Origin of the sequence: Aureimonas sp. OT7 (genome assembly GCF_014844055.1) — a bacterium.
Taxonomy (GTDB): domain Bacteria; phylum Pseudomonadota; class Alphaproteobacteria; order Rhizobiales; family Rhizobiaceae; genus Aureimonas; species Aureimonas altamirensis_A.
In genome coordinates, this window is sequence record NZ_CP062167.1 from 225,874 (window position 1) to 239,262 (window position 13,389).

Annotated in this window: 13 protein-coding genes; 3 read left to right on the forward strand and 10 right to left on the reverse strand. The window is 66.4% G+C overall.

Annotated elements, in window-relative coordinates:
* Positions 1-78 precede the first annotated feature (78 nt).
* The 3 genes from IGS74_RS01210 to panB form a co-directional block, all read right to left on the reverse strand.
* The gene (locus tag IGS74_RS01210; protein ID WP_192388696.1) at positions 79-1,746 is read right to left on the reverse strand and encodes a long-chain-fatty-acid--CoA ligase; all 1,668 of its coding nucleotides are present in this window, start codon (positions 1,744-1,746) and stop codon (positions 79-81) included.
* A gap of 84 nt (positions 1,747-1,830) precedes the next feature.
* Positions 1,831-2,748, reverse strand: a complete 918-nt coding sequence (panC, locus tag IGS74_RS01215) for a pantoate--beta-alanine ligase (protein ID WP_192388698.1) — start codon at positions 2,746-2,748, stop codon at positions 1,831-1,833.
* Positions 2,748-3,575, reverse strand: a complete 828-nt coding sequence (gene panB / locus IGS74_RS01220) for a 3-methyl-2-oxobutanoate hydroxymethyltransferase (protein WP_192388700.1) — start codon at positions 3,573-3,575, stop codon at positions 2,748-2,750. The genes panC and panB overlap by 1 nt, the downstream gene beginning before the upstream one ends.
* 75 nt (positions 3,576-3,650) lie before the next feature.
* On the opposite strand from panB, the gene IGS74_RS01225 reads away from it, so the two are divergent.
* Positions 3,651-4,568 (forward strand): class I SAM-dependent methyltransferase, encoded by a 918-nt coding sequence (locus tag IGS74_RS01225; protein WP_192388703.1) that lies wholly within the window; start codon positions 3,651-3,653, stop codon positions 4,566-4,568.
* Entirely contained in the window at positions 4,565-5,311 is a 747-nt protein-coding gene (locus IGS74_RS01230) for a 16S rRNA pseudouridine(516) synthase (protein WP_192388706.1), read from the forward strand. Before IGS74_RS01225 ends, IGS74_RS01230 begins: the two co-directional genes overlap by 4 nt.
* Positions 5,312-5,354: 43 nt before the next feature.
* Here the strand turns inward: IGS74_RS01230 and gndA are convergent, their stop codons facing one another.
* From gndA to IGS74_RS01250, 4 genes are all read right to left on the reverse strand, one after another.
* On the reverse strand, positions 5,355-6,782 hold the full coding sequence (gene gndA / locus IGS74_RS01235; RefSeq protein ID WP_192388708.1) for an NADP-dependent phosphogluconate dehydrogenase: 1,428 nt from the start codon (positions 6,780-6,782) through the stop codon (positions 5,355-5,357).
* 99 nt (positions 6,783-6,881) lie between these two features.
* Positions 6,882-7,517, reverse strand: coding sequence for a TPM domain-containing protein (locus tag IGS74_RS01240; protein ID WP_192388710.1), 636 nt, complete (start codon positions 7,515-7,517; stop codon positions 6,882-6,884).
* 15 nt (positions 7,518-7,532) lie between these two features.
* Complete coding sequence (locus IGS74_RS01245; protein ID WP_192388712.1) at positions 7,533-8,396, reverse strand: TPM domain-containing protein; 864 nt, start codon at positions 8,394-8,396, stop codon at positions 7,533-7,535.
* A gap of 11 nt (positions 8,397-8,407) precedes the next feature.
* Entirely contained in the window at positions 8,408-8,980 is a 573-nt protein-coding gene (locus tag IGS74_RS01250) for a LemA family protein (RefSeq protein ID WP_246723208.1), read from the reverse strand.
* Positions 8,981-9,428: 448 nt separating this feature from the next.
* Here IGS74_RS01250 and IGS74_RS01255 point away from each other — a divergent pair, with 448 nt between their 5' ends.
* Positions 9,429-9,959 (forward strand): DUF992 domain-containing protein, encoded by a 531-nt coding sequence (locus IGS74_RS01255; RefSeq protein ID WP_192388716.1) that lies wholly within the window; start codon positions 9,429-9,431, stop codon positions 9,957-9,959.
* Positions 9,960-10,003: 44 nt separating this feature from the next.
* Here the strand turns inward: IGS74_RS01255 and fghA are convergent, their stop codons facing one another.
* The 3 genes from fghA to IGS74_RS01270 all read right to left on the reverse strand — a co-directional run bounded on the left by fghA (position 10,004) and on the right by IGS74_RS01270 (position 13,386).
* The gene (fghA, locus tag IGS74_RS01260) at positions 10,004-10,843 is read right to left on the reverse strand and encodes an S-formylglutathione hydrolase (protein WP_192388718.1); all 840 of its coding nucleotides are present in this window, start codon (positions 10,841-10,843) and stop codon (positions 10,004-10,006) included.
* Positions 10,844-10,913: 70 nt separating this feature from the next.
* Positions 10,914-12,026 carry an S-(hydroxymethyl)glutathione dehydrogenase/class III alcohol dehydrogenase gene (locus IGS74_RS01265; RefSeq protein ID WP_039194858.1) on the reverse strand — a complete coding sequence of 371 codons (1,113 nt, stop codon included), beginning with the start codon at positions 12,024-12,026 and terminating at the stop codon, positions 10,914-10,916.
* 118 nt (positions 12,027-12,144) lie between these two features.
* Positions 12,145-13,386: a c-type cytochrome gene (locus IGS74_RS01270; protein ID WP_246722802.1), complete on the reverse strand. Its 1,242-nt coding sequence runs from the start codon at positions 13,384-13,386 to the stop codon at positions 12,145-12,147.
* Between the last annotated feature and the right edge of the window lie 3 nt (positions 13,387-13,389).

Consider the following 13,389-nt stretch of genomic DNA (forward strand, 5'->3'; position numbering starts at 1 on the left):
CATGCATGTACCCCTTTCCAAATTAAGCCATGAAGCGGCCGCCGGCACAAGCCGGCGCCGCCGATCCGACATTTCCGCCTAGTCTCGCAATTCGCGTCGCAGCACCTTGCCGACATTCGTCTTCGGCAACTCGTCCCGGAACTCGACGACCTTCGGCCGCTTGTAGCCCGTCAGATTGTCGCGACAGAACGCCTTTACCGCTTCCTCGGTGACGGACGGATCGCTCGTCACCACGAACAGCTTGACCGCCTCGCCGGAATTCTCGTCCTCCATGCCGATGGCGGCTGCTTCCACGACGCCGGGCATGCGTGTCACCACGTCTTCGACCTCGTTCGGGTAGACGTTGAAGCCGGACACGTTGATCATGTCCTTCTTGCGATCCACGATCCTTGTGGCGCCCGTCTCGTCCATGAGGCCGATGTCGCCCGTCAGGAAATAGCCGTCGCTGGTGAAGGATTTCTTCGTGTCGTCCGGGCGGTTCCAGTAGCCCGCCGTCACCTGCGGGCCCTTGATGGCCAGTTCGCCGCGCTCGCCGAACGGCAGCGGGTTGCCATCGTCATCCACGATACGGCAGTCGGTGGACGGCACCGGATAGCCGATCGTGCCGGTATACTCCTTGTCGGTCACGATGTTGCAGCAGGCCACAGGGGCGGTCTCCGACAGGCCATAGCCCTGGCAGATCGTGCAGCCCGTCACCTGCTTCCACAGATCGGCCGTCGCGCCCTGCACCGCCATGCCGCCGCCGACCGAGATGCGCAGCGAGGACCAGTCGACGCTCCTGGCATCCGGATGGCGGGCTATCGCGCCGAACAGCGTGTTCACGGCCGGGAACAGGTGGAAGGGTTGCGCCTTCAACTCCTTGATCACGGCGGGAATGTCGCGTGGGTTGATGATCAGGATGTTGCAGCCGCCCTGCCGCATCGACAGCATCATGTTCACCGTGAAGCCGAAGATATGATACAGCGGCAGCGCGCAGATCGTGTTCGTCTGCTCGCCGGCGGGCACGTTGCGCATGGCCGGCTCGTGCCACAGCTCCGACTGGATGACGTTGGAAACGAGATTTCGGTGCGACAGGATGCACCCCTTGGAAACACCCGTCGTACCGCCCGTATATTGCAGGCTCGCCATGTCGTCGGGCTTGGGAGCAACGCGCTCGAAGGTCGAGGCCGCGCCCGTCCTGATCGCCTGGTTCCAGCGCTCGGCGCCCGGCAATTCATAGGCCGGCACCATCTTCTTGACCCGCCGCAGCACGAAATTGACGATCGTGCCCTTCAGCATGGGCAGCATGTCGCCCACGGATGCGACGATGACATGCTCCACCGGAACGTCCGGCAGGCACTTCTGCAGGGTCGTCGCCATGTTTTCCAGGATCACGATGGCGCGCGCCCCGGAATCGGTCAGCTGATGCTTGAGTTCGCGCGGGGTGTAGAGCGGATTGGTATTCACCACCACCATGCCGGCGCGCAGCACGCCGGCGACGGCTACTGGATATTGCAGGACGTTCGGCATCATCAGCGCAACGCGGTCGCCGCGCTTCAGGCCCTTCGCCTGCAGATAGGCCGCGAAATTGCGCGAGGCGACGTCCATCTCGCGGTAGGTGATCGAGCGGCCCATGAACTTGAAGACGGGGCGATCCGCGAAGCGCTTGAACGAATCTTCCAAAAGATCGACCAGCGAGGCAAACGGCAGTTCGGGCAACTCGGCCGGTACGCCCTCCGGATAGTACTGCAGCCACGGCTTGTTCATGAGTTTCGGCACCTCCCAGTTTCCGATACCCCATCGATATAGGCTAAAAGCGCCCTCGAAAAGGTAATTTACGTAAGCGTAAGATCAGACCGTCGTGACCCGCCTGCCCTGCGCAACCGCGTCCCTTGCGGAGATATCCACTGTGGTCGCCCGGATCACCTCGACATTGTCGATCAGCCGGACGTCACCCAGCCAGGCCGCGGCCAGGATCCGTGTCGGCACGTTGCCCAAGCTGTTCACGGGCGCAAGGCTGGCCTCGTCCCGCAGTTCGAGATACTCCACCGCCCGGAAGCCGCCCGCCAGGATCGCATCCCGCGCCTGTGCAAGCGTAGCCTTCACATCCGAGCCGGCCCCGATGGCGCCCGCAGCCCTGAACAGCGCGTCGGGGAGGGCCCGGGCGAGAATGCGCTCCTCTGCCGACAGCCTCCTGTTGCGGCTGGACATGGCAAGCCCGTCCTCCTCGCGGACCGTTCCGCAGGCGACGATCCGCGTCGGCAGGTCGAGGTCCGACACCATGCGGCGCACCACCATGAGCTGCTGGAAATCCTTCTCGCCGAAGAAGGCGCGGTCGGCCGCCGTCTGGATCAGCAGCTTGGCGACGACCGTCGCCACACCGTCGAAATGGCCCGGCCGGAACGCGCCGCACAGCCCTTCGCTGACCCCGGCAACCGATACCGTCGTGGCGAAGCCCTCGGGATACATGTCCACCCCGTCCGGCACATAGAGAACATGCACTCCCAGCGGCTCCAGCATGGCCGCATCGGCATCTTCGGTGCGCGGATAGGCGGCCAGATCCGCCGGATTGTTGAACTGGCGGGGATTGACGAAAAGCGTCACGACGACCCTGTCGGTCTCGGCCAGGGCGTGGCGGACGAGGCTCAGATGGCCCTCGTGCAGGGCGCCCATCGTGGGCACCACGCCGACCGTCAGCCCGCCCTGCTTCCAGTCGTGGACCATGGCCCGCAGCGCGCGCGGGCTGCGAACGATCGCGACCGCGCCCATCAGAGTGCACCCGCCCTTTCGCCGAACGTATGCTCGGCCGCCGGAAAACGCCCCTCCCGCACGTCACGGACATAAGCGGCGATGGCGTCTTCCGCGGCCATGCCGAGTTCGGCGTAGCGACGCACGAATTTCGGCTGGAAGTCGGTGAATACGCCGAGGATATCGTCCAGAACGAGAATCTGGCCGTCGCAGGCCGGCGATGCTCCGATGCCGATGGTGGGCACCGGCAGGCGTTCGGTGATCTCACGCGCGAGAGGCTCCACCACCTTCTCCAGCACCACGGCGAAGGCGCCGGCCTCGGCCATGGCGACGGCGTCGGCGAGGATCCTGTCGCGGGCCGCGCCGCGGCCCTGCACCTTGTAGCCGCCGAAGCTCTGCACCCGTTGCGGCACCAGCCCGACATGGGCGCACACGGGGATGCCCCGCGCCGTCAGGAAGGCGACCGTCCCGGCCATCTCGACGCCCCCCTCCAGCTTGACCGCCGCGCATCCCGTCTCGGCCATCACCCGGGCCGAAGCCTCGAAGGCCTGCCCCGCGCCGGCCTCGTAGCTCCCGAAGGGAAGGTCCACCACCACCAGCGCGCGCCCGGCCCCGCGCATCACCGCCTTGCCGTGCAGGATCATCATGTCCAGCGTCACGCCCAGCGTGTTGGGCAGGCCGTGCACGACCATGCCAAGGCTGTCGCCCACCAGGATGAGATCGCAATGCCGGTCGGCCAACCGCGCCATCGGTGTCGTATAAGCCGTCAGGCAGGCGATCTTCTCGCCGCCCTTCCGGGCGATCAGCTCTGGTGGCGTGATCGATCTGATCTTCGCATCGACGCTCACGTCCGGTCCCTCCCCGCTTCCAGATTGGGGCTTCCCCACCCCGCGAGGCTGCCTTATAGGGCAGGTGTGACCAATATGACAGAAGCTCCTATCGATGCGCGTTACGGCGCACCGCCGCCCGACCTCGTCGCGGAGGACGCATCGGTATCGCGTATCCAGCTTTCGCCGTTCGTGCCCGGCTCGACGGCGCTGGAGGCCGTTCCGGATGGCGGTATCGCATCGCTCGTGATGCTGGCACCCCCCGGCTCGCTCGAGCGGCGCTACGTCCTGGCGCACGGGCTGCGCGCGCTTGCGCCGGGTGGCCGGCTGGTGGCACTCGCACCGAAGGACAAGGGCGGCGCCCGCCTGGCGGGAGAGCTGCAAGCCTTCGGCTGCGATCCGACGGAAAGCTTCCGGCGTCGCCACCGCATCTGTATCCTCGACAGGCCGGCCGGCACGTTGAGCCTCCAGGCCGCGATGGACGAAGGGGCTCCACGCCTCGTGCCGGAACTCGACCTCTGGTCGCAACCGGGCGTCTTTTCATGGGACAGGCTCGATCCCGGCAGCCGCCTGTTGATGGAGGTGCTGCCGCCGCTGGCGGGCAAGGGAGCCGATCTCGGATGCGGCATCGGCATCCTGAGCCGGCACGCCCTGCGGTCGGACAAGGTCGAGAGCCTCGCCCTTCTGGATATCGACAGGCGGGCGGTGGACTGCGCGCGGCGCAATGTCACCGATCCACGCGCGTCCTTCCTGTGGGCCGATGCGTTGACGGAGCCGCTCGGCCCCCTGGACTTCGTCATCAGCAATCCCCCGTTCCATGCCGAGGGGAGCGAAAGCCGGGAACTGGGACAGGACTTCATCCGGGCCGCGCGGCGCGCCCTGCGCAAGGGCGGCACCCTATGGCTGGTCGCCAACCGGCATTTGCCCTACGAGGCCGTCCTGGCCGCTGCGTTCCGCCGCGTCGAGGCGCGTGCCGACAAGGGCGGCTACAAGGTCGTCGAGGCCACGGCATGAGCGGCAGGACGCCAACCGCACGGCTGGACAAGCTGCTGGCCAATCTCGGCTACGGCTCGCGTCGGGAAATCCAGATGCTGGCCAGGAACGGCCATATCCTCCTGGACGGCGCGCCCTTCCAGGCTGCCGACAGCCGGATCGCCCTGACGCCCGACCTGGAAGACCGCCTCATCGTGGACGGCGAGCGGCTGGACCCGTTGCCAGGCGTCGTCCTGGCGATGCACAAGCCCCTTGGCGTTACCTGCTCGCACAAGGAAGCCGGGCCGCTCGTCTATGACCTCCTGCCCGCGCGATGGCGCCGGCGCGATCCGGCCCTGTCGACCGTCGGGCGGCTGGACAAGGAAACCTCCGGCCTGCTTCTCATCACCGACGACGGCGCCTTCCTGCACAAGGTCATCGCGCCGCGCAGCCATGTGGAGAAACGGTATCGCGCCGTGCTGGCGCGCCCGCTGCGGGGCGACGAGGGCCAGATTTTCGCCGCCGGCACCTTGCTGCTCGAGGGTGAGGACAAGCCCCTCCTGCCGGCGACGCTGGAGGCCATCGGCGAACGCGAGGCGTTCCTGACCGTCGGCGAAGGCCGATACCATCAGGTGCGCCGCATGTTCGCCGCGCTCGGCAACCATGTCGAAGAGCTGCATCGCGACAGGCTGGGCGGCCTTGCCTTGCCCGGCGATCTCGCGCCCGGCGCCTACCGCGCCCTCGACGCGGCCGAAAGGGCGTCGATCTTTTCGGGACGATCGTAAAAGGGGCCGCGATGGCGGCCCCGGACGATGCTGAAACGGCGGATCAGACCGCCGGCCATTGATGGTGGAAGACGCCATCCTTGTCGGTACGATGGAAGGTGTGCGCGCCGAACAGGTCGCGCTGGGCCTGCGTCAGGTTGGTGGTGCCGCGCGCCCGCCGGTAATCGTCGAAATAGGACAAGGCCGCCGCCAACGCCGGAACGGCGATGCCGGCCATGGCCGCCTTGGCGACCACATGGCGCAAAGCGCTTTCACCCGCGCTGACCCGCGCCACGAATTCCGGCGCATGCAGGAGATTTGCCGGCGGTTCAGCGCCCTCGTACGCCTTGGTGATATCATCCAGGAACTGCGAGCGGATGATGCAGCCGGCACGCCAGATGCGGGCGATCTCGCCCAGCGGCAGGTTCCAGGAATGCTCGGCGGACGCAGCCGTCAGCACTGCAAAGCCCTGTGCGTAGGCGATGATCTTGGCCGTCTCCAAAGCGGCTTCCAGCTCGTTCAAGCCCTCCTTGTCGCCATGGAACTCGGCTTTGGCGGGCGCGACCGACGAATAGAGGCTTTCGGTCAGCTCGCGCTCGGCCTTGCGGGAAGATACGCTGCGCGCCGACACGGCGGCTTCGATGGTGGTGGCGCCGACGCCCAGCTTCTGCGACTCGATGACGGACCAGCGGCCCGTGCCCTTCTGCCCGGCCTCGTCCAGGATCACGTCCACCATCGGCTTGCCGGTCTCGGAATCCTTTTCCGCCAGCGTCACAGCGGTGATCTCGATGAGATAGGACGACAGGCCGCGCGTGTTCCAGTCGGCGAAGATGTCGGCCATCTCGCCTGCGGAAAGCCCCACCCCATCGCGCAGGATGCCGTAGATCTCGGCGATCATCTGCATGTCGGCATATTCGATGCCGTTATGGATGGTCTTCACAAAGTGGCCCGCGCCGTCCGGCCCCAGCCACGCCACGCAGGGCTCGCCCTCGTACTTGGCTGAAATCGGCTCGAGGATCGGCTTCAGCGATGCATAGGTTTCGGGCGCGCCGCCCACCATCATCGAAGGGCCGTGCCGCGCGCCGAGCTCGCCGCCGGAAACGCCCATGCCGACGAAATGAAACGGCGTCTCTTCCACCAGCTTCGAACGGCGCACGGTATCGTTGAAATCGGCATTGCCGGCATCGATGATGATGTCGCCCGGCGACAACAGCGGCATGATGCGCTTCATCTCTTCGTCGACGATGGGGCCGGCCGGAACCATGAACAGCACCAGCCGCGGTGCCTTCAACCGCGACAGGAAATCCTCGATCGAGTCGGTGGGGACGATATTCTGGCCGATCTCACCGTTTTCGTCGCGCAGGGCATACCCCTTCTCGACGGTGCGGTTGTTGACGGCGACCTTGAACCCCTTCTCGGCCATGTTGAGCGCCAGGTTGGCTCCCATGGTTCCGAGACCCAGAACGCCGATATCGGCAATACGCTCGCTCATGATGAGACTCCGAGTTGCAAAATCTGCGGTTGTATCGATCCTGGGGCGGCTGCCGTCAATCGCCAATACCGCGGGCCAGGCAAAAGCGGCCGGCGATTTTCAGATTTCCACCAATCGATCCGGTATCTCGTTCAGGCCGGCATCGTCCTGCGGGAAATGCTGAGCCAGCAACGCCCCGGCTGCCGCGATGGCCTCCACGAAACCATCGGCAAGGGTGTCGTCGCGGCCCGCGCGGATGAGCGTATCGACGATGTCGGTCCACGCCTCCGGCGGCACTCGGGCAGCGATGCCGTCATCGGCGATCACCTCGGCATAATGCTCCGCCTCCGACAGGAACAGGAGCACGCCGGTGCGCCCCGCCGTGGAGTGCAGATTATGGGCCAGGAACTGCTCCCGTGCGACGCGCGCCGCCGCCATCCGCGCCAGGAAGCCCGGCACGAACAGGCGGCGCAACCGTGGCACGAAACGCAGCAGCGCGAGCAGGAGGCATGCGCCGACGATCTGCCCGAAGGCAAGGTCCACCGCTGAAACGGCATGCCCGGCGAGCGCCCCCAGGACTGCGGCAACAAAGCCGGAGAGGATGCAGAGCGTTAGTGCGACCGCATAGGAAATGGGCGTCACATCGGCGCTTGCCCGGGCGAAGACCGCGTAGATCTCGCCGCTGGTGCCGTTTTCGGCACGGGCGATGGAGGCGGCGACGCGGTCGTGATCCTGTTTCGTGAAACGCAGCGGCATCGCGCCTTCTCCTGTCTACCAGCTTCCGGAGGCGCCACCGCCTCCGAAAGAGCCGCCGCCGCCGGAAAAGCCACCGCCGGAGGATCCGCCACCCCAGCCGCCGCCCAGGCCGCCGCCGGCCATGCCGCCGCCCCAGTACCCCGCATTGCCGCGCCTGCGCCGGCCCGACCGGCCGCCGAACTCCATACCCATGAACCTGCGGCGGCCACCCGGCAGTTTCGTTCCGAAGATCCGTGCCAGCAACATCAGGGCCACCGGGCCGAAGGCCGTGGCCAGGATGAACAGCACGACCGCGAGGCTGATCCAGTCATCGACGCCCTCACCGCTCCATCCGGCGTTGCGCTCGGCGCGCGCCCGGACCTCATCGGCGTTGCCGGACAGGATCGAGACGATGGCGTCGGCCCCCGCCGCGATGCCGCCGGCAAAGTCGGAGCTGCGGAAGCGGGGAAGGATGTCGTTTTCGATGACGATGCGGGACAGGGCATCGGTCAACGTCCCTTCCAGTCCGTAGCCGACTTCGATGCGCACCTGGCGCTCGTCCCGCGCGACAAGCAGCAGGACGCCGTTGTTCTCGCCCTGCTGCCCGATGCCCCAGTGCCGCGCCAGGCGGTTTGCAAAATCCGCGATCTCGTAGCCTTGCAGGTTCGGGACCGTGGCTACCACGACCTGGTCGGTCGATGATGCCTCGTGCGCGGCCAGGCGCGCCTGCAACGCCTCGGCCTGCGCACGCGTCATCATGCCGGCCGCATCGACGACCCGTCCGCTGAGAATGGGGAAATCCTGTGCGAACGCCTGCGGGGACAGCAGTGACAGCACCATGGCCAGCATGACGCCCCATGTACGGGCGAACCGCCCGAGCGTATCGAAGGTCCGTGTCATGCCGGGAGGGCTCAGTTGGTGCCGAAGTTGACGCTGGGCGGTGTCGCGGCACCTTCGGTTGCTTCGAATGCCTGCATCGGCTCAGCCTCGGGATAGAGAATACCCGCGATCCACCGGCCGGGAATCGTGCGCAGCTCCGTGTTGTAGACCCGCACCCGCTCGATGTAGTCCCGCCGCGCCACGGCGATGCGGTTTTCGGTCCCTTCGAGCTGGCTCTGCAGCGCCAGGAAATTCTGGTTGGACTTCAGGTCCGGATAGCGTTCCACCGTTACCAGCAGGCGCGACAGCGCGCCGGACAATTCGTTTTGTGCGGCCTGGAACCGCTCGACGGCGGCCGGGTCTGTGAGCTGGTCGGCGTTGATGGTGGTCTGCGTGGCCTTGGCACGCGCCTCAACCACCGCCGTCAGGACCTCGCGCTCCTGTGCGGCGAAGCCGCGCACCGTCTCGACCAGGTTGGGAATCAGGTCGGCGCGGCGCTGATACTGATTCTGTACCTCGGCCCATGCGGCCTTGGCCTGTTCCTCGTAAGTCGGAACGTTGTTCACGCCGCAGGCGCCCAGCAGCGGCAGAAGAACCGCCGCCATCAGGAACCATGCGAGGGGGCGCGATGAACGGCCGCTGGTCAGGGGAATGGCATTCGACATGGACGAGTCGCCTTCGGCAGATGGAGCATCCCACCATACAGCGCGTTCGACGGCGGTTGTAGTGCTGGATCGCAGATCACCCGAGCAAGACACGGCGGCCAAGGCACACCAGCAGAATGATGATGCACCACAGCGATGCGGAAGCGGTCACGATCCACACCAGATTGCTCATGGAGGCGCATCCCCTTCCGCTCCTTGTCGAGGCATTGGACACCAAACGAGTGTACCGTTCGCAAATCGAAAGGGTTTCCAAACAGGAAAGATTGTCCATCGAGTGCACCGCAAAAATCCAGCGGGATCGAACTCCTTTCCAGATTGTTAATAGCATCGAATACCGGTCGGGCCTCGTCCAGGCCCGGCGGGCCATACGATCGAACAGGAGTTGGACATGAAGCGCATTCTTGCCGCCGCTGTCTTTGCCCAGGCCGCCCTTCTGGGCCCGACCATCGCCAATGCCGCCGATGTCGGGGGTTATGCCCCGGCCGAACCCTACCCCGAAGTCGTCGAGCGCGATGGCGTGCGCATCGGTTACCTGACCTGCGATGTCGGCGGTGGCGTCGGCTACGTCCTCGGGTCCGCGAAAACCCTCGATTGCACCTTCCAGTCCACGACCGGTGCGCGTACATCGGAGGTCTACACGGGCGTCATGCGCAAGATGGGCGTGGACCTCGGCTTCACGACGCGCGGGCAGCTCGTCTGGGCCGTCTTCGCCCCGACGGCCGGTTACCACAAGGGCTCCCTGAGCGGCGTCTACCAGGGCGCGACCGTGGAGGCGACCCTGGGTGCCGGAGCCGGCGCCAATCTCCTGATCGGCGGCACCGCCGGCTCCATTCAGCTACAGACGATCAGCGTCAGCGGCCAGCTGGGCCTGAACGCGGCGGCAACCGGCACGTCGGTGACGTTGACGCCGACAGCCTGACCGCGTCGAACGGTCCATGCCGCGCCATCGCGCGCGGCATGGCTTCAAGCGCGGTTCAGCCGCGCCGCATGCCAGGCGATGTGATCGTCCATGAAGGTGGATATGAAGTTGTAGGAGTGGTCGTACCCCTCCCGCATGTTCAACGTCAGCGCAATGCCGGCCTTTTCGCAGGCGACCTTCAGGATATTGGGCCTCAGGCCCGTCTCCAGGAACTGGTCGGCCGTGCCCTGGTCCACCAGAAACTCCGGAAACCGCTTGCCATCCTCGATCAGGAGGCAGGTGTCATACTGGCGCCATGCCATCGCGTCGTGGCCGAGGTATTTTTCCAGCGCCGGGCGCGACCAGTCCGCGGTCGTGGGATGGACGATGGGCGCGAAGGCGCTGCAACTGCGATAGAGCTCGGGGTTCCTGAGGGCGATCGTCATGGCGCCGTGGCCACCCATGGAATGGCCGAAAATGCCGTGCCGCGCTACGTCCGCCGGAAAGTTGACCGCCACCAGCGACGGAAGCTCGTCCACGACATAGGAGTACATGCGGTAATTGTGGCGCCATGGCGACTGGGTCGCATCGACATAAAAGCCGGCGCCCGACCCCATCTGCCAGTTGTCGGCCTCGTCCGGCACGTTCGGCCCGCGCGGGCTGGTGTCCGGCATCACGACGATCAGCCTGTGCTCGGCGGCCGCGCGGCGAAACTCTCCCTTGTCCATCGCATTCTGGTGCGTGCAGGTCAGCCCGGAAAGGTAAGTCACGACGGGCAGCTTTTCGCCGGGCGCATGCTCCGGCACGAAAACCGCGAACGTCATCTCGCAGTCGGTGGTGCGGGACTGATGGCGATACACCCCTTGCGTTCCGCCATGCGCCTTCGACGTCGACACCAGATCCATCGCGAATATTCCTCGTCAGTCGTTTCCGTTGAACCGAGCCCGGCCGGCACGCGGCGGCCGGGCCAAACCGTCAATATAGGACGACGGAGCGGATCGACTTGCCCTCGTGCATCAAATCGAAGGCGGTGTTTATCTCGTCCAGCGGCATGGTGTGGGTGATCAGGTCGTCGATGTTGATCTTGCCCTCCATGTACCAGTCCACGATCTTCGGCACGTCGGTGCGGCCGCGCGCGCCGCCAAAGGCCGTGCCCTTCCAGACCCGGCCGGTGACGAGCTGGAAGGGCCGTGTGGCGACTTCCTTGCCGGCCTCGGCCACGCCGATGATGATGGATTCGCCCCAGCCGCGGTGGCAGCACTCCAGCGCCTGGCGCATCACGTTGACGTTGCCCGTCGCGTCGAACGAGAAGTCCGCGCCGCCATCGGTCAGGTCTTGGATGGCCTGCACCACCTTGTCATTGCCGATTTCGGCCGGATTGACGAAATGCGTCATGCCGAACTTGCGCGCCATCTCTTCCTTGCCGGGGTTGATGTCCACGCCGATGATGCGGTCCGCACCCACCATGCGGGCGGCCTGCAGCACGTTGAGGCCGATGCCGCCAAGCCCGAACACCACCACATTGGCGCCCGGCCACACCTTGGCCGTGTAGATGACGGCCCCGATGCCGGTGGTGACGCCGCAGCCGATATAGCAGATCTTGTCGAAGGGGGCGTCCTCGCGCACCTTCGCAACCGCGATCTCGGGCAGCACGGTGAAATTGGAGAAGGTGGAACAGCCCATGTAATGGAACACCTCCCCGCCATGGCAGGCAAAGCGGGACGTGCCGTCCGGCATGACGCCCTGCCCCTGCGTGGCCCGGATGGACGTGCACAGGTTGGAACGGCGCGACAGGCACGTCTTGCACTGCCGGCATTCGGGCGTATAGAGCGGAATCACATGGTCGCCGGGCTTGACGCTGGTGACGCCCGCGCCCACCTCGCGCACGATGCCGGCGCCCTCGTGCCCCAGGATCGCCGGGAACTTGCCTTCGGAATCCAGCCCGGACAGGGTATAGGCATCGGTATGGCAGACGCCCGTCGCCATGATTTCGACAAGCACCTCTCCGGGCCGCGGCCCACCGATCTCGACGGTTTCGATGGTCAGGGGCTTGTTGGCCTCCCAGGCGACGGCGGCACGTGACTGCATTTTCCGGCGATCCTCATTCATGGATGGTCCGGGCGGGGCAGTCCCTGCCATTCGCCCTTCAACTGCAGGGATAGCTGATTCGACCCGGCCCGCGCCACCGTGGCGCGCCTGAATTTCGTCAACGCGCCGCCGGTTGCAGAGCGTACCACAGCGACACCGCGTCAATCTGCTCCTGCGTCATGGACACGGCGATGGGCTCCATCACATGCGCATGCGGCCCGCCCGCCCGGTCGCGGTGCTTCCACAACTCGAGCTGCGCGGCCAGGTACCATTCGGGCTGTCCGGAAAGATACGGATAGTTGGGGTTGGCGGACCGTGCGGCAGCGCCATGGCAGGATTCGCAGGCGGCGATCTTGCGGTCGGGCAGGCCGGCCTCGGCGATCGTTTGCCCCAGTTCGGCCAGACCCTCGGCCTCGTAAGGCGGACCGAAGGCGGAGGCCACATGCACGGTGTCGTCGCTCAACTGCACTTCCAGCGTGCGGTCCGCCGCGACGCTGCCGCGCGGAAGCCGGGCCTTGCCCTCCTCGCCCACCGTGGCGCCGAAGGGCCTGTCGATGGCGGCGGCCTCGTTCCGCGCCGGCGGGGTCTGGCCCGCATACCATTCGGCCAGCCGCGCCAGCATCGCATCGTCGTGGATGCTGGCTGCCGGCTGCATGATGCCGCTGTCGCGGCTGCCAACGGCGAATGCCTTGAGGTTGGCCAGAAGATAAGCCGAAGACTGACCCGCGATCACCGGCACCGAGCCGGCAGGCGGCTGCCCTGCGCCATCCATGCCATGGCAGCGCGCGCAGTCGGCCAGCGCGGTTTCGAACGGGCCGCCGCCACGCCCCGCCCCAGCGGGCGGCCCCTCGCCGAAGGCGAGCGCGCGGTAGCCGTCTTCGTCCAGCGTCGGAAGCGCCCGCAGAAAGGCGACCATGGCCCAGACCTCGTCGGGGCGCGACTGCGTCGTCCAGGCGGGCATGCCCGAATATTTGATGCCATGCCGGACGATCCAGAAAAGCTCCCGGTCGCGCCAGTCGCCGATCTTGTCCGCCAATGGCGGCGGCGGCGGCATCATCGCCGTCATGGCCGCGGATTGCGGCTGGCCCGGCGCGCCGTGGCAGGTAACGCAGTTGGTCTGGAAATGCCCCGCCCCGCGCCGCACGAGGGCCGGGTCGGACAGGCTGACGCCTTCCGGCACCGAGATGCCGATGGACTGCGTGTCCACGGCATTGCCCATGGTCCAGTGCAGGAACCAGCCTACCGGCGCGAAATGCCCGGTGTTGGCGGCAATGGACACGAGGCCCGACCACCCCACGGCCAGCGCCGCGATGCCCGCGCCGATGCCGGCCAGGAGCAGGCGCTTCCATGTCAGGGTCACGGA

Coding starts and splice junctions, on each gene's coding strand:
- panC (WP_192388698.1), bottom strand. CDS start 2,748: ATGGGCGCGGTCGCGATCGTTCGCAGCCCGCGCGCGCTGCGGGCCATG.
- IGS74_RS01230 (WP_192388706.1), top strand. CDS start 4,565: ATGAGCGGCAGGACGCCAACCGCACGGCTGGACAAGCTGCTGGCCAAT.
- IGS74_RS01225 (WP_192388703.1), top strand. CDS start 3,651: ATGACAGAAGCTCCTATCGATGCGCGTTACGGCGCACCGCCGCCCGAC.
- IGS74_RS01250 (WP_246723208.1), bottom strand. CDS start 8,980: ATGGCGGCGGTTCTTCTGCCGCTGCTGGGCGCCTGCGGCGTGAACAAC.
- IGS74_RS01245 (WP_192388712.1), bottom strand. CDS start 8,396: ATGACACGGACCTTCGATACGCTCGGGCGGTTCGCCCGTACATGGGGC.
- IGS74_RS01255 (WP_192388716.1), top strand. CDS start 9,429: ATGAAGCGCATTCTTGCCGCCGCTGTCTTTGCCCAGGCCGCCCTTCTG.
- IGS74_RS01240 (WP_192388710.1), bottom strand. CDS start 7,517: ATGCCGCTGCGTTTCACGAAACAGGATCACGACCGCGTCGCCGCCTCC.
- IGS74_RS01265 (WP_039194858.1), bottom strand. CDS start 12,026: ATGCAGTCACGTGCCGCCGTCGCCTGGGAGGCCAACAAGCCCCTGACC.
- fghA (WP_192388718.1), bottom strand. CDS start 10,843: ATGGATCTGGTGTCGACGTCGAAGGCGCATGGCGGAACGCAAGGGGTG.
- IGS74_RS01210 (WP_192388696.1), bottom strand. CDS start 1,746: ATGAACAAGCCGTGGCTGCAGTACTATCCGGAGGGCGTACCGGCCGAG.
- gndA (WP_192388708.1), bottom strand. CDS start 6,782: ATGAGCGAGCGTATTGCCGATATCGGCGTTCTGGGTCTCGGAACCATG.